Source organism: Actinoallomurus rhizosphaericola (assembly GCF_024055675.1).
In the GTDB taxonomy this organism is placed as follows: Bacteria; Actinomycetota; Actinomycetes; order Streptosporangiales; family Streptosporangiaceae; genus Actinoallomurus; species Actinoallomurus soli.
In genome coordinates, this window is sequence record NZ_JAMXMW010000005.1 from 285108 (window position 1) to 307268 (window position 22161).

General features: G+C 68.8%; 16 protein-coding genes. All 16 read left to right on the top strand.

What is annotated here, in order from left to right; genetic code table 11:
* Nucleotide 1 precedes the first annotated feature (1 nt).
* The 16 genes from NE234_RS14940 (at nucleotide 2) to rplB (ending at nucleotide 22161) form a co-directional block, all read left to right on the top strand.
* The gene (locus tag NE234_RS14940) at nucleotides 2–1276 is read left to right on the top strand and encodes an MCE family protein (protein WP_256528768.1); all 1275 of its coding nucleotides are present in this window, start codon (nucleotides 2–4) and stop codon (nucleotides 1274–1276) included.
* Nucleotides 1273–2709: an MCE family protein gene (locus NE234_RS14945; protein ID WP_252780377.1), complete on the top strand. Its 1437-nt coding sequence runs from the start codon at nucleotides 1273–1275 to the stop codon at nucleotides 2707–2709. The genes NE234_RS14940 and NE234_RS14945 overlap by 4 nt, the downstream gene beginning before the upstream one ends.
* Nucleotides 2673–3197, top strand: a complete 525-nt coding sequence (locus NE234_RS14950) for a hypothetical protein (protein ID WP_252780380.1) — start codon at nucleotides 2673–2675, stop codon at nucleotides 3195–3197. The genes NE234_RS14945 and NE234_RS14950 overlap by 37 nt, the downstream gene beginning before the upstream one ends.
* Nucleotides 3194–3820 (top strand): hypothetical protein, encoded by a 627-nt coding sequence (locus NE234_RS14955; RefSeq protein ID WP_252780383.1) that lies wholly within the window; start codon nucleotides 3194–3196, stop codon nucleotides 3818–3820. The genes NE234_RS14950 and NE234_RS14955 overlap by 4 nt, the downstream gene beginning before the upstream one ends.
* Before the next feature lie 372 nt (nucleotides 3821–4192).
* Complete coding sequence (rpoB, locus tag NE234_RS14960; protein WP_252780386.1) at nucleotides 4193–7663, top strand: DNA-directed RNA polymerase subunit beta; 3471 nt, start codon at nucleotides 4193–4195, stop codon at nucleotides 7661–7663.
* Between the two features lie 139 nt (nucleotides 7664–7802).
* On the top strand, nucleotides 7803–11678 hold the full coding sequence (locus tag NE234_RS14965; protein ID WP_252780388.1) for a DNA-directed RNA polymerase subunit beta': 3876 nt from the start codon (nucleotides 7803–7805) through the stop codon (nucleotides 11676–11678).
* A gap of 274 nt (nucleotides 11679–11952) precedes the next feature.
* Nucleotides 11953–14589, top strand: a complete 2637-nt coding sequence (locus NE234_RS14970) for a hypothetical protein (protein ID WP_252780391.1) — start codon at nucleotides 11953–11955, stop codon at nucleotides 14587–14589.
* A 457-nt stretch (nucleotides 14590–15046) separates the two neighbouring features.
* Entirely contained in the window at nucleotides 15047–15421 is a 375-nt protein-coding gene (gene rpsL, locus NE234_RS14975) for a 30S ribosomal protein S12 (RefSeq protein ID WP_019632621.1), read from the top strand.
* A gap of 1 nt (nucleotide 15422) precedes the next feature.
* Complete coding sequence (rpsG, locus tag NE234_RS14980; RefSeq protein WP_252780395.1) at nucleotides 15423–15893, top strand: 30S ribosomal protein S7; 471 nt, start codon at nucleotides 15423–15425, stop codon at nucleotides 15891–15893.
* Nucleotides 15894–15935: 42 nt separating this feature from the next.
* Complete coding sequence (gene fusA / locus NE234_RS14985) at nucleotides 15936–18047, top strand: elongation factor G (RefSeq protein ID WP_252780397.1); 2112 nt, start codon at nucleotides 15936–15938, stop codon at nucleotides 18045–18047.
* An 80-nt stretch (nucleotides 18048–18127) separates the two neighbouring features.
* On the top strand, nucleotides 18128–19321 hold the full coding sequence (gene tuf, locus NE234_RS14990) for an elongation factor Tu (RefSeq protein ID WP_252780400.1): 1194 nt from the start codon (nucleotides 18128–18130) through the stop codon (nucleotides 19319–19321).
* An 89-nt stretch (nucleotides 19322–19410) separates the two neighbouring features.
* Nucleotides 19411–19719, top strand: coding sequence for a 30S ribosomal protein S10 (gene rpsJ, locus NE234_RS14995; RefSeq protein WP_141956729.1), 309 nt, complete (start codon nucleotides 19411–19413; stop codon nucleotides 19717–19719).
* Between the two features lie 14 nt (nucleotides 19720–19733).
* Nucleotides 19734–20381 carry a 50S ribosomal protein L3 gene (rplC, locus tag NE234_RS15000; RefSeq protein WP_252780411.1) on the top strand — a complete coding sequence of 216 codons (648 nt, stop codon included), beginning with the start codon at nucleotides 19734–19736 and terminating at the stop codon, nucleotides 20379–20381.
* Nucleotides 20382–20993 (top strand): 50S ribosomal protein L4, encoded by a 612-nt coding sequence (rplD, locus tag NE234_RS15005; protein ID WP_252780423.1) that lies wholly within the window; start codon nucleotides 20382–20384, stop codon nucleotides 20991–20993.
* Nucleotides 20990–21289, top strand: a complete 300-nt coding sequence (gene rplW / locus NE234_RS15010) for a 50S ribosomal protein L23 (protein WP_252780425.1) — start codon at nucleotides 20990–20992, stop codon at nucleotides 21287–21289. The genes rplD and rplW overlap by 4 nt, the downstream gene beginning before the upstream one ends.
* A gap of 38 nt (nucleotides 21290–21327) precedes the next feature.
* Entirely contained in the window at nucleotides 21328–22161 is an 834-nt protein-coding gene (rplB, locus tag NE234_RS15015; RefSeq protein WP_252780427.1) for a 50S ribosomal protein L2, read from the top strand.

Genomic DNA, 22161 nt, shown 5'->3' on the forward strand with positions numbered 1-22161 from the left:
GATGAGAGGGACGAACGAGGTGTCTCGATCAGGGCGGCCGGCGCGCCGCCGAGCGGCGCGGATCGTTGCGACGGCGCTCACGCTCACCACGGCCGTCTCGGGCTGTACGTTCCGGGGCGTGTCGAACATGCCGCTGCCCGGCGGCATCGACACCGGCTCCGACCCGTACGACGTGAAGATCGTCTTTTCGAACGTCCTGGACCTGGTGCCGCAGTCGCAGTGCCGGGTCAACGACGTCCCCGTCGGCCGGATCACCAAGATCCGCCTGGTGAACTGGAACGCCGAGGTGACCTGCCGGCTCCGGCGCTCGGTCGACCTGCCGGCCAACGCGGTCGCCACGATCTCCCAGACCAGCCTCCTCGGCGAGAAGTTCGTGGCGCTGTCGGCGCCGCAGGGCCAGACGCCGCAGGGCAGGCTCACGCAGGGCGCGGAGATCCCCCTGGAGCGCACCACCCGCGACACCGAGGTCGAGGAGGTGCTGTCGGCGATGTCCATGCTGGTCACCGGCGGCGGCCTCGAACAGATCTCCACGATCAACCACGAACTGAACGCCGCGATGCAGGGCCGCACCTCGCAGATCCGCGACCTGCTCGACCGCGTCAACGTCTTCGTCGGCACCCTGGACCGGCAGAAGGCGCAGATCGTCACGACCATCGACAAGGTCGACCGGCTCGCCGCCACGCTCGCCCGGCACAACCAGACGATCGCCGACACGATCGACAGCACCGGCCCCGCGGTGAAGATCCTCGCCGAGCAGCGGCAGGACCTCACCAAGCTCCTGGTCAACATGGACCGGCTCGGCACCGTGGCGACCCGGGTGATCAACCGGTCGCACGACGACACGGTCGCGAACCTCAAGGACCTGCAGCAGGTGCTGCAGAACACCGACAAGGCCAGCAACGTCATCCCGAAGATCCTGGGCGGCCTGTTCACGTTCCCGTTCCCGCAGACGGTCTCCCAGGCGCTCAAGGGCGACTACGGCAACCTGTTCGCGACCCTGGACCTCAACGTCGGGAACATCGCGCACAACTTCCTGACCGGGACCGCCCTCGATGGGGTCGGGAAGGCCGCTGAGAAGCTCCAGGCGTCCCTGCCGGCCCCGCACACGAGCGTTCCGGACAATCCGCTCGGCGTGCTCCCACAGAGCGGCTCCGGGGCCGGCACGAGCCAGGGCGGCTCCCAGCAGGGCGACGGCGGCGGCATCCTGCCGCCCCTCGGGATGGGCGGCGCGCCCGGCGACGACCTGGGCGCCCTGCTGAGCGGAGGCACCGCATGATCATCAAGCGCGGCGTCAAGATCCAGCTGACGATCTTCGCGATCATCACGGTCCTGACCATGGCCTACACGCTGGTCAACATCATCGGGATCGGCCAGACCGTCCTCGACCTGCGCTACCGCGTCTACCTCGACATGGCCGACTCCGGCGGCATCTTCACGAACGCCGAGGTCACCTACCGCGGCGTCACGGTCGGCCGGGTCGGGCCGCTGCGCCTGACCAAGGACGGCGTCCGCGTCGAGCTGCGCATCAACCACGACCGCAAGGTCCCCGCCAACGGCGTGCAGGCCTACGTGCTGAACCGCTCCGGCGTCGGCGAGCAGTACGTCGACCTGCGTCCCGCCGGGAACGGCCCGTCGCTGAAGAACGGCGACGTCATCCCGCGCGACCACACCCACCTGCCGGTGCAGACGTACGAGCTGCTGCACAACATCGACGCGCTCGTGCGCACCGTGGACCCCAAGGACCTCGGCACGGTCATCAACGAGCTCGACAAGGGCCTGTCGGGCGAGGGCGCGGACCTGCAGTCGCTGCTCGACTCGAACAAGAAGATCCTGGCCGCGCTGAACGACACCTACCCCGAGACGATCGCGCTGCTCAACAACGGGCGCACGGTGCTCGACACGCAGGTCGACGAGGGGTCGGTCTTCCGTGAGTTCTCTCACAACCTCGCGTCGCTGACCGCCGAGCTCAAGCGCGACGACCCCGACGTGCGCACCTTCCTCAACGTCACGCCGGGCGCGCTCGACCAGGGCCAGGACCTGCTGAACCGCCTCGAGCCGACCCTGCCGACGCTGCTGGCCAACGGCTCGGTCATCGGGTCGGTGCTGACCTCGCGCACCGACCAGCTGCGGACCATGCTGATCACCTACCCGCTCATCGTCGGCGGCGCGTTCAGCGTCACCCCCGGCGACGGCACGGTGCACTTCGGCCTGGAGCTCAACTTCAACCAGCCGCCCGTCTGCACCAAGGGCTACGAGGGCACGAAGATCCGCTATCCGCAGGACACCCGTCCGGCGACGATCAACGCCAAGGCCTCCTGCAAGGCCCCCAAGAACGCCGGCACCGCCGTACGCGGATCGCGCAACGCGCCGCCGCCCGGGCCGTACCCGAAGCTGCCCGCCGGCGCGACCTCGGGCGCCGGGTTCCCGTACGAGACCTCGGCCGGCAGCGGCTCCGGCGACGGCGGGGGCGCCGCGAAGCAGGCGTCGGTGAGCGGGCGGTCGTCGGCGAGCGGCGGCTCGTCGACGGGGGACTCCGGCTCCGGACAGACGGCCTCCTCCGGGCTGCAGACGCTGTTCGTCAGCGGTTACGATCCCCGGACCCGCGTTTACGTGGGGCCCGACGGTAAGCAGTACCGCCTGGGCAAGGTCAGTCAACTGACGGGAGACGCTTCATGGCAGACGCTTCTGCTGAGCCCGATCGTCGGCTGAGCGGCCGCCGCCTGGGGGTGACGCTGGCGCTGCTCGGGGTCGTCCTCCTCGCCCTCCTGGTGCCGGTGGGCTACCTCGCGGACCAGACGTACGCCGCGGACACCCGCAGAGCCGACATCGAGGCCGTGCAGACCGTCGCCCGCCGGGTCGTCACCAACTTCTACTCGATCAGCTACCAGAGCTTCGACCAGGACGCCCAGCGGGTCTACGCCGACATGTCGGACAAGTTCAAGGCGCAGGCCGTCCAGCAGCTCGGTACGACCTGGAAGCAGACCGTCGTGAACAACAAGCTGGTCTCCAACGCCGCGGTGGCCGCCCTGGGCGTGATCGACATCCAGTCCACGTCGGCCGAGGTCATGGTGACCGTACGCAGGACCGCGCAGTCCGCGCAGGTCAAGACGCCGGCCTCGTCGTGGCAGAGCGCCCAGGTGCAGCTGACCAAGACCGGCGGTCACTGGAAGGTCTCCGGGATGGGAGGACTGCAGTGACCGCCCTCACCAGGCGCAAGGGCGCGCCGGCCGAGGACTCCGCCGAGGAGACGGCGGCGGAGACCCCCGCGCGGCGCTCGCCCGCCACGGCCCCGCTGGTCATCCTCGCGTGCGCCGTGCTCGTCGTGGCGATCGGCTGCCTCGACCTGTGGCACCGCCACAACGTCGACATCGCGGTGCAGCACGCCCGCGAGGACGGCCTCGCCGCCGCGCAGTCGGACGCCAAGGACCTGCTGTCGTACAACTACCGGACCCTGGACTACGACCTGAAGAAGGCCGAGTCCGAGATGACGCCGGCGATGGCGAGGTCCTACGCCGAGTACTGGAAGATCTTCCGGCCGTCCGTGGAGAAGAGCCAGACCCAGGCGCTGACGCAGGTCCAGGTGGCGTCGGTCACGGAGGCGACCGCCGACCGGGTCGACGTGCTCCTCTTCGTGAAGATGATCTCGGTCAACGCCGCGCACAAGGAGCCTCAGGTCGACACGTCGTGGCCGCGGCTGCAGATGAGGAAGAGCGGCAAGAAGTGGCTCATCGACGGCCCCCGGATGACCACCCCGCCGCCGGCGGCCTCCGTCCCGACCGCGACACCGACGCCGGCCCCCTCCGCGTCGAAGAAGCGCTGATCGTCCGCGAGCTGCGACACCTGATTTTCGAAGATCCGCGCGCCGTCCCGTGCCGGGGCGGCGCGCGGGCCTGCGCAAGGACGGCCGGGTGCCCGCTTCCCCGTAAACTATGGGCTTCCTCACGCTGGCCGATCGGGCGGAATGTCCATGTCTAGTCTTGACGTGGGGCCGCTGACGAGCGATGCTGCGGAGCAACTGTGATGCATACCGTGGCTCTGCGCTCGACAGCGGTGTGGCGTTCGGCTACACTGCCCCTTTGCGCTGCCCTCTGACTATCCACACATCGACACCCCCGTTTCGGCGGGGTCTAACGGCGTGGATCGTCTGGCGTGCGCGTCGTCAGTCCGCCGCGAGCCCTCGGAAGGACCACTCTTGGCAGCCTCGCGCAACGCCTCGACTACCGCAACCGGTCCGAACCGCGTTTCCTTCGCGCGTATCAAGGAGCCTCTGGAAGTTCCGGACCTCCTCGCGCTGCAGACCGAGTCCTTTGACTGGTTGCTCGGTAACGAGAGGTGGAAGGCCCGGGTCACTGCGGCCCAGCAGGCCGGTCGTAAGGACGTCCCGACCCAGTCGGGACTTGAGGAGATCTTCGAAGAGATCAGTCCGATCGAAGACTTCTCCGGCACCATGTCCCTCTCGTTCCGTGATCATCGGTTCGAGCCGCCGAAGTACTCCGTCGAGGAGTGCAAGGACAAGGACATGACCTTCTCCGCCCCGATGTTCGTCACGGCGGAGTTCATCAACAACTCCACGGGGGAGATCAAAAGCCAGACGGTGTTCATGGGTGACTTCCCGCTCATGACGCCGAAGGGCACTTTCATCATCAACGGCACCGAGCGTGTCGTCGTCTCACAGCTGGTCCGCTCGCCGGGTGTCTACTTCGACCGGGCGCTGGACAAGACGTCCGACAAGGACATCTTCGGCTGCAAGGTCATTCCGTCGCGCGGCGCGTGGCTGGAGTTCGAGGTCGACAAGCGCGACAACGTCGGCGTGCGCATCGACCGTAAGCGCAAGCAGAGCGTCACCGTCCTGCTCAAGGCGCTGGGCTGGGACGACGCCCGCATCCTGGAGCGCTGGGGCGACTACGAGTCCATGCGCGTCACGCTCGAGAAGGACCACACCACCGGGCAGGACGACGCCCTGCTCGACATCTACCGCAAGCTGCGTCCGGGCGAGCCTCCGACCAAGGAGTCCGCGCAGACGCTGCTCGAGAACCTCTACTTCAACCCGAAGCGCTACGACCTGGCGAAGGTCGGCCGCTACAAGGTCAACAAGAAGCTCGGCCTCGACATCGAGCTGACGCAGGGCACGCTGACCGAGGACGACATCGTCACGACCATCGACTACCTCGTGCGGCTGCACGCCGGCGAGGAGGAGATGACGGCCCCGGCCGGCCGTGACGTGCCCGTCGAGACCGACGACATCGACCACTTCGGCAACCGGCGCATCCGCTCGGTCGGCGAGCTGATCCAGAACCAGGTCCGCCTGGGCCTGGCCCGCATGGAGCGCGTCGTCCGCGAGCGCATGACCACGCAGGACGTCGAGGCGATCACGCCGCAGACGCTCATCAACATCCGTCCGGTCGTGGCGTCGATCAAGGAGTTCTTCGGCACCTCGCAGCTGTCGCAGTTCATGGACCAGACCAACCCGCTGGCGGGTCTGACGCACAAGCGGCGTCTGAACGCGCTCGGCCCCGGTGGTCTGTCCCGTGAGCGCGCCGGCATGGAGGTCCGTGACGTCCACCCGTCGCACTACGGCCGCATGTGCCCGATCGAGACGCCGGAAGGCCCGAACATCGGCCTGATCGGCTCGCTGAGCTCCTACGGGCGGCTCAACCCGTTCGGCTTCATCGAGACGCCGTACCGCAAGGTCGTCGACGGCCGGGTCACCGAGCAGATCGACTACCTGACCGCGGACGAGGAGGACCGGCACGTCGTCGCCCAGGCGAACACGCCGCTCCAGGACGACGGCACCTTCGTGGAGAACCGCGTCCTCGTCCGCCGGAAGGGCGGCGAGGTCGAGTTCATCCCGCCGTCCGAGGTCGACTACATGGACGTCTCGCCGCGCCAGATGGTGTCGGTCGCGACGGCCATGATCCCCTTCCTCGAGCACGACGACGCGAACCGCGCGCTCATGGGCTCCAACATGCAGCGCCAGTCCGTCCCGCTGCTGCGCAGCGAGGCGCCGCTGGTCGGCACCGGCATGGAGTACCGCGCGGCGACCGACGCCGGTGACGTCATCACGGCCGAGAAGGCCGGCGTCGTCGAGGAGGTCTCCGCCGACTACATCACCGTGATGAACGACGACGGCACGCGCACCACCTACCGTGTCGCCAAGTTCAAGCGGTCCAACCAGGGCACCTGCTTCAACCAGAAGCCCATCGTCGACGAGGGCCAGCGGGTCGAGGTCGGCACCGTCGTCGCCGACGGTCCGTGCACGGACAACGGCGAGATGGCGCTCGGCAAGAACCTCCTCGTGGCGTTCATGCCGTGGGAGGGCCACAACTACGAAGACGCGATCATCCTCTCCCAGCGTCTGGTGCAGGACGACGTCCTGTCCTCGATCCACATCGAGGAGCACGAGGTCGACGCCCGTGACACCAAGCTGGGCCCGGAGGAGATCACCCGGGACATCCCGAACGTCTCCGAAGAGGTCCTGTCCGACCTGGACGAGCGCGGCATCATCCGCATCGGCGCCGAGGTCACCACGGGCGACATCCTGGTCGGCAAGGTCACGCCCAAGGGCGAGACCGAGCTGACCCCGGAGGAGCGCCTGCTGCGCGCGATCTTCGGCGAGAAGGCCCGCGAGGTCCGCGACACCTCCCTGAAGGTGCCGCACGGCGAAGAGGGCAAGGTCATCGGGGTCCGCGTGTTCAGCCGGGAAGAGGGCGACGAGCTCCCGCCGGGCGTGAACGAGCTGGTCCGGGTGTACGTCGCCCAGAAGCGCAAGATCACCGACGGTGACAAGCTCGCGGGTCGCCACGGCAACAAGGGCGTCATCTCCAAGGTGCTGCCGGTCGAGGACATGCCGTTCCTCGAGGACGGCACCCCGGTCGACATCGTCCTCAACCCGCTCGGCGTGCCGGGCCGGATGAACGTCGGCCAGGTCCTGGAGACCCACCTCGGGTGGGTCGCCAGCCGGGGCTGGAAGGTCGACGGGGACGACGCCGAGTGGAAGCGCCAGCTGAAGGCCATCGGGGCCGACTCCGCTCCGGCGGGCACCAACGTCGCCACCCCGGTCTTCGACGGCGCCCGCGAGGAGGAGATCACCGAGCTGCTCGACAGCACCCTGCCGAACCGCGACGGCCAGCGCATGGTCCAGAAGACGGGTAAGGCGCGGCTGTTCGACGGGCGGACCGGTGAGCCCTTCAAGGACCCGATCGCGGTCGGTTACATCTACATCCTGAAGCTGCTCCACCTGGTCGACGACAAGATCCACGCGCGTTCGACCGGCCCGTACTCCATGATCACCCAGCAGCCGCTCGGCGGTAAGGCCCAGTTCGGTGGCCAGCGCTTCGGTGAGATGGAGGTCTGGGCGCTGGAGGCGTACGGCGCCGCCTACGCCCTCCAGGAGCTGCTCACCATCAAGTCCGACGACGTCCTCGGCCGCGTGAAGGTGTACGAGGCCATCGTCAAGGGCGAGAACATCCCTGAGCCGGGCATCCCTGAGTCCTTCAAGGTGCTGATCAAGGAGATGCAGTCGCTGTGCCTGAACGTCGAGGTGCTCTCCAGCGACGGCATGTCCATTGAGATGCGTGACACCGACGAGGACGTCTTCCGCGCTGCGGAAGAGCTCGGCATCGACCTGTCCCGGCGTGAGCCGAGCAGTGTCGAAGAGGTCTGAGGAACGGGGAGCCGACGAGTGAACGACGCAGGCGGCGGCACGGGCGCGAGACAGCGCCCGGCCGCCGGCCCGCGGAGTGAGCGAGAAGGCGTTTCGGACCTCGGAATCGGCATACGACAACAGGGGACTGGTTAACAAAGTGCTCGACGTCAACTTCTTCGACGAGCTGCGGATCGGCCTGGCGACGGCTGACGACATCCGGCAGTGGTCGCACGGCGAGGTCAAGAAGCCGGAGACGATCAACTACCGGACTCTCAAGCCGGAGAAGGACGGGCTCTTCTGCGAGAAGATCTTCGGTCCGACCCGGGACTGGGAGTGCTACTGCGGCAAGTACAAGCGCGTCCGGTTCAAGGGCATCATCTGTGAGCGCTGCGGCGTCGAGGTCACTCGCGCCAAGGTGCGGCGTGAGCGGATGGGCCACATCGAGCTGGCCGCGCCCGTCACGCACATCTGGTACTTCAAGGGCGTCCCGAGCCGGCTCGGCTACCTGCTCGACCTGGCGCCGAAGGACCTCGAGAAAATCATCTACTTCGCGGCGTACATGATCACGCATGTCGACGCCGAGATGCGCGAGCGCGACCTGCCGTCGCTGGAGGCGAAGGTCTCCGTCGAGCGGCAGCAGCTCGAGCAGCGCCGCGACGCCGAGATCGAGTCCCGGCAGAAGAAGCTCGAGACCGACCTGGCCGAGCTCGAGGCCGCCGGGGCGAAGGGCGACCAGCGCCGCAAGGTCCGTGAGGGCGCTGAGCGGGAGATGAAGCAGATCCGCGACCGGGCGCAGCGTGAGCTCGACCGGCTCGACGAGGTCTGGAACCGCTTCCGCAACCTCAAGGTCCAGGACCTCGAGGGCGACGAGCTGCTCTACCGCGAGATGCGCGACCGCTTCGGCCGCTACTTCGAGGGCGGCATGGGCGCCGCGGCCATCCAGAAGCGCCTGGAGAACTTCGACCTCGACGCCGAGGCCGAGCGGCTGCGGGAGACCATCCGCAGCGGCAAGGGCCAGAAGAAGGCCCGCGCCCTCAAGCGCCTCAAGGTCGTCTCCGCGTTCCTCAACACCCGCAACAGCCCGCGGGGCATGGTGCTCGACTGCATCCCGGTGATCCCGCCGGACCTGCGTCCGATGGTGCAGCTCGACGGTGGCCGGTTCGCCACGAGCGACCTCAACGACCTGTACCGCCGGGTCATCAACCGGAACAACCGGCTGAAGAGGCTGCTCGACCTCGGCGCGCCCGAGATCATCGTCAACAACGAGAAGCGGATGCTGCAGGAGGCCGTCGACGCGCTGTTCGACAACGGCCGCCGCGGCCGGCCCGTCACCGGGCCGGGCAACCGTCCGCTCAAGTCGCTGTCCGACATGCTCAAGGGCAAGCAGGGCCGGTTCCGGCAGAACCTCCTGGGCAAGCGCGTCGACTACTCCGGCCGTTCGGTCATCGTCGTCGGCCCGCAGCTGCGGCTGCACCAGTGCGGTCTGCCCAAGCAGATGGCGCTGGAGCTGTTCAAGCCGTTCGTCATGAAGCGGCTGGTCGACCTCAACCACGCCCAGAACATCAAGAGCGCCAAGCGCATGGTCGAGCGGGCCCGCCCGGCCGTGTGGGACGTGCTCGAAGAGGTCATCACCGAGCACCCGGTGCTGCTGAACCGCGCGCCGACCCTGCACCGCCTGGGCATCCAGGCCTTCGAGCCGCAGCTGGTCGAGGGCAAGGCCATCCAGATCCACCCGCTCGTCTGCACCGCGTTCAACGCGGACTTCGACGGTGACCAGATGGCCGTGCACCTGCCGCTGTCGGCCGAGGCCCAGGCCGAGGCACGCATCCTGATGCTCTCGACCAACAACATCCTCAAGCCGTCCGACGGCAAGCCGGTCACCATGCCGACCCAGGACATGGTCATCGGTCTGTTCTGGCTGACGACGGACAAGGAGGGCGCCGAGGGCGAGGGCCGCTCGTTCGCCGGCATGTCCGAGGCGATCATGGCCTACGACCGGGGCGACCTGCACATCCAGGCCAAGATCAACGTCCGGCTCAAGGACGTCCCGCCGCCGCGCGGCTGGACGGCCCCGGAGGGCTGGGAGGCCGGTCAGCCGTACCGCCTCGAGACGACGCTCGGCCGGATGCTGTTCAACGAGGCGCTCCCGGCGGACTTCCCGTTCGTCAACTACGAGGTCGGCAAGAAGCAGCTGTCGGCGATCGTCAACGAGCTGGCCGAGACCTACCCGAAGGTCGATGTCGCGAACGCGCTGGACGCGCTGAAGGACACCGGCTTCCGGTGGGCGACCCGCTCCGGCGTCACCATCGCGATCGACGACGTCATCGCCCCGCCGAACAAGGCGGACATCATGGCGAACTACGAGCGCCGGGCCGACAAGGTCCAGCGCGAGTACGACCGCGGTCTGATCACCGACGACGAGCGCCGTCAGGAGCTCATCGAGATCTGGACCCACGCCACGGCCGACGTCGCCAAGGACATGGAGGCGGCCTTCCCCGCCACCAACCCGATCTGGATGATGATCAACTCCGGTGCGCGCGGTAACCCGCTGCAGCTCCGGCAGATCGCCGGTATGCGTGGTCTGGTCTCCAACCCGAAGGGTGAGACCATCCCGCGTCCGATCAAGTCGTCCTTCCGTGAGGGCCTGTCCGTGGTCGAGTACTTCATCGCCACGCACGGCGCCCGTAAGGGTCTGGCCGACACCGCCCTGCGTACCGCCGACTCGGGTTACCTGACCCGTCGTCTGGTGGACGTCGCGCAGGACGTGATCGTGCGCGAGGACGACTGCGGCACCGACCGTACGATCAAGTTCGCGATCGCGACGCGGAACGCCGACGGCAGCCTCACCAAGGTCGCCAACTCCGAGAACAGCCTCGTCGGGCGCAACCTCGCGCACGACATCGAGGTGGACGGCACCGTCCTGTACCCGGCGGGTACGGACATCAACGACACGGTGCTCAACCGCCTCATCGAGGCGGGCGTCGACGAGGTGCGCGTCCGCTGCGCGCTGGTCTGCGAGTCCAAGATCGGTGTCTGCGCGATGTGCTACGGCCGCTCGCTGGCCACCGGCAAGCTCGTGGACGTCGGCGAGGCGGTCGGCATCATCGCCGCCCAGTCGATCGGCGAGCCCGGCACCCAGCTGACCATGCGGACCTTCCACACCGGTGGTGTGGCCGGTCAGGACATCACGCACGGTCTGCCGCGTGTCCAGGAGCTGTTCGAGGCGCGCGTCCCCAAGGGCGTCGCCCCGATCAGCGAGGTCGCCGGCCGGGTGCGCGTCGACGAGACCGAGAAGACCCGCAAGATCGTGGTCATCCCGGACGACGGCGCCGAGGAGATCGCCTACCCGGTGCCGATGCGGTCGCGGCTGCGCGTCAAGGACGGCGACCACGTCGAGGTCGGCGAGCAGCTCATCGCGGGTGCCATCAACCCGCACGAGGTGCTGCGCATCCTCGGCCCGCGCGCGGTCCAGCTGCACCTGGTCGACCAGGTGCAGGAGGTCTACCGGTCGCAGGGTGTGTCGATCCACGACAAGCACATCGAGATCATCGTTCGGCAGATGCTGAAGCGGGTCCAGGTGCTGGAGTCCGGCGACACCGACATGCTGCCGGGCGTCGAGCTGGTCGAGCGGCCGCGGTTCGAGGAGCTCAACCGCGCCGTCGTGGCCGAGGGCGGTCAGCCCGCGGTCGGCCGGCCGCAGCTCATGGGCATCACGAAGGCGTCGCTGGCCACCGAGTCCTGGCTGTCGGCGGCCTCCTTCCAGGAGACGACGCGGGTCCTCACGGACGCGGCGATCCACGCCAAGTCCGACCCGCTGGTCGGCCTGAAGGAGAACGTCATCATCGGCAAGCTCATCCCGGCCGGTACCGGCATGCCGCAGTACCGCAACATCCGGGTCGAGCCGACCGAGGAGGCCAAGGCCGCGGTGTACTCCGTCGGTTCCTACGACGAGGGCGCCGAGTACGCCTTCGGCCAGGGTTCCGGCGAGGCCGTGCCGCTGGAGGAGTACGACTTCGGTCAGTACAACCGGTAGTCACATCCGGTGGTCCACCACCAGGCAGGGGCCGTCTCTGGATCTTCCAGAGGCGGCCTTTCGCCGTTTCGTCACGACCATGTGGGACGGTGGTGATTTGCGGTCATGCCCGTGACCAGGCACTCTGGTGCGGTGAACCAGCGGAGGACGCCCCAGGTGGTGGCCGCCGGACAGGCCGGGAGGGCGTGATGCGACACCCGATCCCGAGCGCTGTCACAAGGCCGGTCCCCCAGAGGCGAATCGCCCGCGGAGACGGCGCTGAAGGAGTCCGACGATGACCGAGCAGAACGGCGGCCAGGGATCCCACTGGCCCCCGCCTGAGCAGCAAGGATCATCCGAGCCGCCCGGCGCCGACCAGGGCGCCGCCACGGGCGGGCAGGAGCAGCCCCAGGACCCCCCGGCCCCCCAGGGCCTGTCGGATGACGTCCTCGAGTCGGGCCGCACCGTCATGTTCGGCGCTCCGCGCCGCCCCATGACTCCGCCCGCGTCCGAGGAGAGGCCCGACGCGCCCGCCTCCGGTGAGGCGGGGACGGCTTCCGCCTCCGACGAGCAGCCGCCGTCGCCGTACGGCGCCCCCGCGCAGCCGGGAACCCCCGGCGCGCCCTCCGCGTACGGCACTCCCGGTACGCCGCCTCCGCCGCCGTACGGCCAGCAGCCCTACGGCCAGCAGGGGTACGGGCAACCGGGCACGCCGCCGCCCTACGGTCAGCAGCAGCCCTACGGCCAGGCGCCGTACGGCCAGCCGGGGGCTCCGTCCCCGTACGGCACGCCGGGCGAGCAGCCCGCGCCGTACGGCCAGCCTCCCTACGGGCAGCAGCCTCCCGCCGGTCAGCCGCCGTACGGCGGGCAGCCGGACGAGCAGCCGTCGTACGGCCAGGGCCAGTACGGCACGCCGCCGCCCTACGGCCAGCAGCAGCCCTACGGCCAGGCGCCGTACGGCCAGCCGGGGGCTCCGTCCCCGTACGGCCAGCCGTCCTACGGCCAGCCCGGCGAGCAGCCGCCGTCGCCCTACGGCCAGCCCGGCCAGCCCGCGTCGCCGTACGCACAGCCGGGCTCTCCGTACGGCCAGCCGACCGACCAGCCGGGTTCGCCGTACGGCCAGCCGGGGGAGCAGCCCGGTTCGCCGTACGCTCAGCCGGGTTCCCCGTACGGCCGGCCGGCCGAGCAGCCCGGTTCGCCGTACGGCGGGCAGGGGGACCAGTCCGGTTCTCCGTACGGCCGGCCGGAAGAACAGTCCGGCGGCTCCTCCTACGCGCAGCCCGGACAGCCGTCTGCGGCGTCCTACGGGCAGTCCGCGGGGTCGCCCTCGTACGACCAGGCCGGCGAGCAGGCGGACCGGCAGCAGCCGTCTCAGGGCGAGCAGGGGCCGTTCGGCGAGTCCGGGTACTCCCAGCCCTACGGTCAGCCCTTCGGCTCTCCCGCGGGCTCTGCCTCCTTCGGGGAGCAGGGCGGGGGCACAAGTTCCGACCTGTCCGCGCCCGAGCAGGGGAGCGGGGCGTCCGTTCCGTCGGCCGCGGAGGAGGACGCCGCCGAGCGCACCACGGTCGCGCCATCGGAGTCGACCGGCGAGCGTCCGGCGCCGTCCGCCGAGGGCGGGTTCGGTGCGCCCGCGACGACGGCCTTCCGCCCGGAGGCGGAGAGCGGGACGGGGACGGGCGAGTACCAGCCTCCCTCCTCCTTCGGAGCGGCCGCGCCCGGTGCCGACGCGCCGCAGCCGCCGTCCACGATGCTGGACCGGCCGCTGGAGACGGGTTCCTCCGGCGGCGAGGAGTCGTCACGGACCGGTGACCTGCCGGCCTTCGGCGCCCCGGCGGGAGACCCTCCGGCCTTCGGCGCGCCCACGAGCGACGCTCCGGCGTTCGGCGGTCCCGCCGGGGACGGTCCCTCCTTCGGCGGTTCGGCGAGTGAGGGCCCGTCGTTCGGCGGTCCGGCGAGTGACGCCCCGGCGTTCGGCGCGCACGCGGCGGAGGAGCCGGCGTCGGGCGGCTCGCAGGTCGGGGACGACCAGGGCGACGACGACAACGGCGGGGCCGAGCGCACGATGCTGGTGCCGCCTCCGGAGGTCGGTTTCGCGAGCCAGAGCCGGGTCGACGAGGAGCCGCCCCCGTACGGCGGCGGCAACCCGGCCGGCGGCGCGTCCGACCCGAACGGCCTCGGCGCCTCGGCCTTCGGCCGGCACGCGTCTCCGTCCTCGACCGGGGACTCCGGCCCGTACCCCACGCCGTCGAGCGGTGACTCGGGTCCGTACCCCACGCCGTCGAGCGGTGACTCGGGTCCGCTGCCCTGGGCTCCGCCGTCCGGTTCCCCGGCCTCCGGCGGACAGCAGAGCGGCGGTCCGCAGCCCTCGGGTCCGCAGGGATTCGGGCAGCCCCAGGGCTTCCCGCAGCAGGGGTACGGCCAGCCCGCCTACGGTCAGCAGCAGGGCTACGGCCAGCAGCAGGCGTACGGCGAGCAGCGCCAGGACCAGCAGGGAACCGGCCCGCAGGGGTTCGGCGAGCAGCCGGGCGCCGGCCAGCAGGGCCAGGGCCAGGGCCAGGGGCAGCAGCCCTACGGCCAGCAGCAGGGCTTCGGCCAGCAGGGGTACGGCCAGCAGCAGGGCTACGGTCAGCAGGCCGGTCAGCAGCAGGCCGGTCAGCAGCAGGCCGGTCAGCAGGGCCACCCTCAGCAGGGGTTCGGTCAGCAGCAGCCCTACGGCCAGCAGCAGGGCTATGGCCAGCAGGGGTACGGCCAGCAGCAGCCGTCGCCGTACGGCGGTCAGCAGCCGTTCGGTCAGGAGGGCGGTTTCCCCGGCTACGGCCAGGTGTCGTCGTCCTCTTCCGGGGACGAGTCCAAGCGCAAGCTCTGGATCGCTCTGGGCATCGGCACCGTGGTGCTGGTGATCCTGATCATCATCCTGTTCATGTCACTGTGAGGTAGGGACTCCGGGACCGCCTCTTTCATCGCGCGGACGGGTAGGACAGAATGCCGACGGGAACATCCGTCGGCATTCTGGCGTTCTGCGGGTGAACGTCGCCGAGCGACTTTCGGCGTGGCGGGGCTTGTTTTGACCTCGTGCTCGGGTGTTAGGTAGTCTCTCCCTTCGTGCCCGCGGTTCGCGGGTTCATCGTGCGCGCACAGGCGGTCTCGGCGGTCACCCCTCGGTGGTCGGTCCGACCGGCGTGCGGTACGGATCCGACTCCCCCCGAGTTCGTCCGGCCCAGCACGGGCCGACGGGGACGCGGCAGGCGCGACACGCCCGACCGCGGGGGCGGGGGACGAGGGAAAAACTGCAGGTCCTGGCCGCGTAAGTGGTTCGTGACCTGGAGCCGTACGAGAGTGCGGCAACCAACGAAGACTTACCGGCTCGGTACGAGGAAGACGGAGACGCGGTGCCCACGATCCAGCAGCTGGTCCGCAAGGGCCGCCAGGACAAGGTGACCAAGAACAAGACCCCGGCGCTCAAGGGGAGCCCGCAGCGCCGTGGCGTCTGCACGCGCGTCTACACGACGACGCCCAAGAAGCCCAACTCGGCGCTTCGCAAGGTCGCCCGTGTCCGGCTGACGAGTGGGATCGAGGTCACGGCCTACATCCCCGGCGTCGGACACAACCTGCAGGAGCACTCGATCGTGCTCGTGCGCGGCGGCCGTGTGAAGGACCTCCCCGGTGTTCGGTACAAGATCATCCGGGGGTCGCTGGACACCCAGGGTGTCCGGAACCGGAAGCAGGCGCGCAGCCGTTACGGCGCGAAGAAGGAGAAGAGCTGACATGCCTCGCAAGGGTCCCGCAGGCAAGCGCCAGCTGATCGCTGACCCGGTGTACAACTCGCCGCTGGTCACCTCGCTGGTCAACAAGGTCCTGCTCGACGGCAAGCGGTCGATCGCGCAGAGCATCGTGTACGACGCACTCGAGGGTTGCCGCGAGAAGACGGGCAACGACCCGGTCGTCACGCTGAAGCGCGCGCTGGACAACGTGAAGCCGACCCTCGAGGTCCGCAGCCGGCGTGTCGGTGGCGCCACCTACCAGGTGCCGGTCGAGGTGCGCCCGGCCCGCAGCACCACGCTGGCGCTGCGCTGGCTGGTGCTGTACGCCCGGCAGCGCCGCGAGAAGACGATGACCGAGCGGCTGATGAACGAGCTGCTCGACGCGAGCAACGGCCTCGGCGCGAGTGTCAAGAAGCGCGAGGACACCCACAAGATGGCGGAGTCCAACAAGGCCTTCGCGCATTACCGCTGGTAACAACCGGCATCTAGTCGTACGAGACAAACGAGGACGCGAGAAGTGGCTACTCAGACCGGCGTAGACCTGGCCAAGGTCCGGAACATCGGGATCATGGCCCACATCGACGCGGGCAAGACCACCACCACCGAGCGGATCCTGTACTACACCGGCGTCAACTACAAGATCGGTGAGGTCCATGAGGGCGCGGCCACCATGGACTGGATGGAACAGGAGCAGGAGCGCGGCATCACGATCACGTCCGCCGCGACCACCTGCCACTGGACGGTTGACGACGTCGATCACACCATCAACATCATCGACACGCCGGGCCACGTGGACTTCACCGTCGAGGTGGAGCGTTCGCTGCGCGTCCTCGACGGTGCCGTCGCGGTGTTCGACGGTGTCGCCGGTGTAGAGCCGCAGTCGGAGACGGTCTGGCGGCAGGCCGACCGCTACAACGTGCCGCGGATCTGCTTCGTCAACAAGCTGGACCGGGTCGGCGCGGAGTTCCACCGCTGCGTCGACATGATCGTGGACCGGCTGAACGCCACGCCGCTGGTGCTGCAGATCCCGATCGGCGCCGAGGCCGACTTCAAGGGCGTCGTGGACCTGGTCCGCATGAAGGCCCTGGTGTGGAGCGCCGAGGCCGCCAAGGGCGAGATGTACGACGTCCTGGACATCCCGGAGTCGCACGCCGACGCCGCCCGCGAGTGGCACGACAAGCTGGTCGAGACGCTGGCCGAGGCGGACGACGAGATCATGGAGCTGTACCTCGAGGGCCACGAGCCCACGACGGACCAGCTGATCCCGGCCATCCGCCGCGCCACGATCGCCGGCAATCTCACCCCGGTCACCTGCGGCACCGCGTTCAAGAACAAGGGCGTCCAGCCCCTGCTCGACGCGATCGTCAACTACCTCCCGTCGCCGCTCGACATCGAGGCCATCAAGGGCCACGACGTGCGCGACGAGGAGAAGGTGATCGAGCGCAAGCCGAGCGAGGACGAGCCGTTCGCGGCCCTGGCGTTCAAGATCATGAGCGACCCGCACCTCGGCAAGCTGACCTTCATTCGCGTCTACTCGGGCGTGCTGGAGGCCGGTTCCTCGGTCCTGAACAGCGTGAAGGACCGCAAGGAGCGCATCGGCAAGATCTACCGCATGCACGCGAACAAGCGTGAGGAGATCGACCGCGTGGGCGCCGGCGACATCGTCGCGGTGATGGGTCTCAAGCAGACCACCACCGGCGAGACGCTGTGCGACGACAAGAACCCCGTGGTTCTGGAGTCGATGAGCTTCCCGGCGCCGGTCATCAACGTCGCGATCGAGCCGAAGACGAAGGCCGACCAGCAGAAGCTGGGCACCGCGATCCAGCGGCTCGCCGAGGAGGACCCGTCCTTCCAGGTGCGGACCGACGAGGAGACCGGGCAGACCATCATCTCCGGCATGGGCGAGCTGCACCTCGAGGTGCTGGTCGACCGCATGAAGCGCGAGTTCAAGGTCGAGGCCAACGTCGGCCGGCCGCAGGTCGCCTACCGCGAGACCATCCGCCGCAAGGTGGAGAAGGTCGAGTACACCCACAAGAAGCAGACGGGTGGCTCCGGCCAGTTCGGTCGCGTGATCATCGACCTGGAGCCCCTGGGCGGCGGCAGCGACGGCTACGAGTTCGAGAACAAGGTCACCGGTGGCCGCATCCCCCGGGAGTACATCCCGTCGGTGGACGCGGGCTGCCAGGAGGCGGCCGAGTTCGGCGTGCTCGCGGGCTACCCGATCGTCGGCGTCAAGGTGACGCTGCAGGACGGCGCCTACCACGACGTCGACTCCTCGGAGCTGGCGTTCAAGATCGCCGGGTCCATGGCGTTCAAGGAGGCGGCCCGCAAGGCCGACCCCGCGCTGCTGGAGCCGATGATGGCCGTCGAGGTGACCACGCCCGAGGACTACATGGGCGACGTCATCGGCGACCTGAACGGCCGGCGCGGCCAAATCCAGGAGATGGGCGAGCGCTCCGGCGTCCGCGTCATCAAGGCGATCGTGCCGCTGTCGGAGATGTTCGGCTACGTGGGCGACCTGCGCAGCAAGACCCAGGGCCGGGCCGTGTTCACGATGATTTTCGACTCCTACGCCGAGGTTCCGGCGAACGTCGCGCAGGAGATCGTCGCCAAGGCGCGGGGCGAATAACCGCATCGCGGCGCACAAGACCAACCACTGAAAGCAATGCGGTCGTCTAGACGGCCGAGGATCGCAGCAAGGAGACACCGGTGGCCAAGGCCAAGTTCGAGCGGACGAAGCCGCACGTAAACATCGGCACCATTGGACACATCGACCACGGTAAGACCACGCTTACCGCGGCGATTACCAAGGTGCTCCATGACAAGCACCCCGACCTCAACCCCTTCACGCCGTTCGAGGACATCGACAAGGCGCCGGAGGAGCGCGAGCGGGGCATCACGATCTCGATCGCCCACGTCGAGTACCAGACGGAGAAGCGCCACTACGCCCACGTCGACTGCCCGGGTCACGCCGACTACATCAAGAACATGATCACCGGTGCCGCGCAGATGGACGGCGCGATCCTGGTGGTGGCGGCGACCGACGGCCCGATGCCGCAGACCAAGGAGCACGTGCTCCTGGCCCGCCAGGTCGGCGTTCCGTACATCGTCGTGGCCCTCAACAAGGCCGACATGGTCGACGACGAGGAGATCCTCGAGCTCGTCGAGCTGGAGGTCCGCGAGCTGCTGTCCGAGTACGAGTTCCCGGGCGACGACGTGCCGGTCGTGCGCGTCTCGGCGCTCAAGGCGCTCGAGGGCGACCCGGAGTGGGGCGCCAAGATCGGCGAGCTCATGGACGCCTGCGACGAGAACATCCCCGAGCCGCAGCGCGAGACGGACAAGCCGTTCCTGATGCCGATCGAGGACGTCTTCTCGATCACCGGCCGCGGCACCGTGGTCACCGGCCGCATCGAGCGTGGCGTCGTCCACGTCAACGAGACCGTCGACATCATCGGCATCAAGGAGACCGCGACCAGCACCACGGTCACGGGCGTCGAGATGTTCCGCAAGCTGCTCGACGAGGGCCAGGCCGGTGACAACGTCGGTCTGCTCCTCCGCGGCATCAAGCGCGAGGACGTCGAGCGCGGTCAGTGTGTCATCAAGCCGGGCACCAACACCCCGCACACCGAGTTCGAGGCTCAGGTCTACATCCTGTCCAAGGACGAGGGTGGCCGCCACACGCCGTTCTTCAACAACTACCGTCCGCAGTTCTACTTCCGGACCACGGACGTGACCGGCGTCGTGCACCTGCCCGAGGGCACCGAGATGGTCATGCCGGGCGACAACACCGAGATGCGCGTCGAGCTGATCCAGCCGATCGCGATGGAGGAAGGCCTCCGCTTCGCGATCCGCGAGGGCGGCCGCACCGTCGGTGCCGGTCGAGTGACCAAGATCATCAAGTAGTAACCCCGTGCGGCGGGCGCAGAGCCCGGCCGCCGCACCACGATGAGAAGACCCAGCGGCACTAGGAAGTAAAGGACACCGAGGCCACCATGGCGGGACAGAAGATCCGCATCCGGCTCAAGGCCTACGACCACGAGGTCATCGACACTTCGGCGCGCAAGATCGTCGAGACGGTGACGCGCACGGGCGCGAAGGTCGCCGGCCCGGTGCCGCTGCCGACCGAGAAGAACGTGTACTGCGTCATCCGCTCGCCGCACAAGTACAAGGACAGCCGCGAGCACTTCGAGATGCGCACGCACAAGCGCCTGATCGACATCATCGATCCGACGCCCAAGACGGTCGACTCGCTCATGCGGCTCGACCTGCCGGCCGGCGTCGACATCGAGATCAAGCTCTAAGGACGCTTCGAGAGATGAGTAAGCAGAGAAAGGGCGTCCTGGGCGAGAAGCTCGGCATGACCCAGGTTTTCGACGATGAGGGCCGGATCGTTCCGGTGACCGTCGTCCAGGCCGGGCCGTGCGTCGTCACCCGGGTCCGCACGCCGGAGAATGACGGCTACTCCGCCGTCCAGCTCGGCTACGGGCAGATCGACCCGCGCAAGGTGAACAAGCCCCTCACCGGGCACTTCGAGAAGGCCGGCGTCACGCCGCGCCGTCACCTCGTCGAGCTGCGCACCGACGACGCCACCGAGTACGAGCTCGGCCAGGAAGTCACCGTTGAGGTCTTCGAGGCCGGCCAGCGGATCGACGTCACCGGCCGCAGCAAGGGCAAGGGCACCGCGGGTGTCATGAAGCGCCACGGCTTCAAGGGCCTCGGCGCCTCGCACGGTACCCAGCGCAAGCACCGCTCGCCGGGTTCGATCGGCGGTTGCGCCACCCCGGGTCGCGTGTTCAAGGGCCTGCGCATGGCCGGTCGGCACGGCAACGCCCGTATCACCGTCCAGAACCTCACCGTGCACGCCATCGACACCGAGAAGAACCTGCTGCTGATCAAGGGCGCGGTTCCCGGTCCGAACGGCGGCCTCGTCCTGGTTCGCACCGCCGCGAAGGGGGCGAAGTAAGTGAGCAAGCTGGACGTCGAGCTGGCCCCGGAGATCTTCGAGGCCAAGGTCAACGTGCCGCTGATCCACCAGGTGGTCGTGGCGCAGCTGGCCGCGGCCCGCCAGGGCACGCACAAGACCAAGACCCGCGGCGAGGTCTCCGGCGGTGGCAAGAAGCCGTACCGCCAGAAGGGCACCGGCCGCGCCCGTCAGGGTTCCACCCGTGCGCCGCAGTTCGCCGGCGGTGGCACCGTCCACGGCCCGCAGCCGCGCTCGTACGAGCAGAAGACGCCGAAGAAGATGAAGGCGGCCGCGCTGCGCGGCGCGCTGTCGGACCGCGCCCGGTACGGCCGCGTGCACGTGGTGTCGAACCTGCTCGAGGGCGACACGCCGAAGACCAAGACGGCGCTCGCCGCGCTGCGCGAGGTCACCCCGGCGGAGAAGGTCCTCCTGGTGCTCGACCGCGAGGACGAGCTCACCTGGAAGAGCCTGCGCAACGTCCCCGAGGTCCACGTGATCGTCGAGGACCAGCTGAACACCTACGACGTGCTCTGCAGCGACGACGTGGTGTTCACCGAGGCCGCGTACCAGGCCTTCGTGGGCCGTGTCAGCGGGAAGGAGAGCGCGCAGTGAAGATCGCCGACCCGCGCGACATCCTCATCGCGCCCGTGATCTCTGAGAAGAGCTACGGGCTGCTCGATGAGAACAAGTACACGTTCGAGGTCCGCACGGACGCCAACAAGACCCAGATCCGGCAGGCCGTCGAGGCCGTCTTCGGGGTCAAGGTGACGGGCGTGAACACCATCAACCGGCAGGGCAAGCGCAAGCGCACCCGGTTCGGTTACGGCAAGCGCAAGGACACCAAGCGGGCCATTGTGAGCCTGGCCGACGGTGAGCGGATCGACATCTTCGGTGGTCCGGTCTCCTGACCGGGATCACCGAAGCAGACAAGGGATGAACGAAAAAGATGGGCATCCGTAAGTACAAGCCGACGACCCCCGGGCGTCGCGGTTCGAGCGTGGCCGACTTCGTCGAGGTCACCCGGACCGAGCCCGAGAAGTCGCTGGTGCGTCCGCTCCCGAAGAAGGGCGGCCGTAACACCCACGGCCGCATCACCACCCGTCACCAGGGTGGTGGCCACAAGCGGGCCTACCGCGTCATCGACTTCCGGCGCGCCGACAAGGACGGCGTCCCGGCGAAGGTCGCGCACATCGAGTACGACCCGAACCGCACCGCGCGGATCGCGCTGCTGCACTACGCCGACGGGGAGAAGCGCTACATCCTCTGCCCGACCGGCGTGAAGCAGGGCGACGCGATCGAGAACGGCGCGAGCGCCGACATCAAGCCGGGCAACTGCCTGCCGCTGCGCAACATCCCGACCGGTACGGTCGTGCACGCGATCGAGCTGCGGCCGGGCGGCGGCGCCAAGCTGGCCCGGTCGGCCGGCTCCGGCGCGCAGCTGCTGGCCAAGGAGGGCAAGTACGCCACGCTGCGCATGCCCTCCGGCGAGATGCGGATGGTCGACGTTCGCTGCCGCGCCACCGTCGGTGAGGTCGGCAACTCCGAGCAGTCGAACATCAACTGGGGTAAGGCCGGCCGCATGCGGTGGAAGGGCAAGCGCCCGACCGTCCGCGGTGTCGCGATGAACCCGATCGACCACCCGCACGGTGGTGGTGAGGGCAAGACCTCCGGTGGTCGTCACCCGTCGAGCCCCTGGGGCAAGCCCGAGGGCCGTACCCGCAAGGCGAACAAGCCGTCCGATCGGCTCATCGTCCGTCGTCGTAGCAAGAAGAAGCGGTAG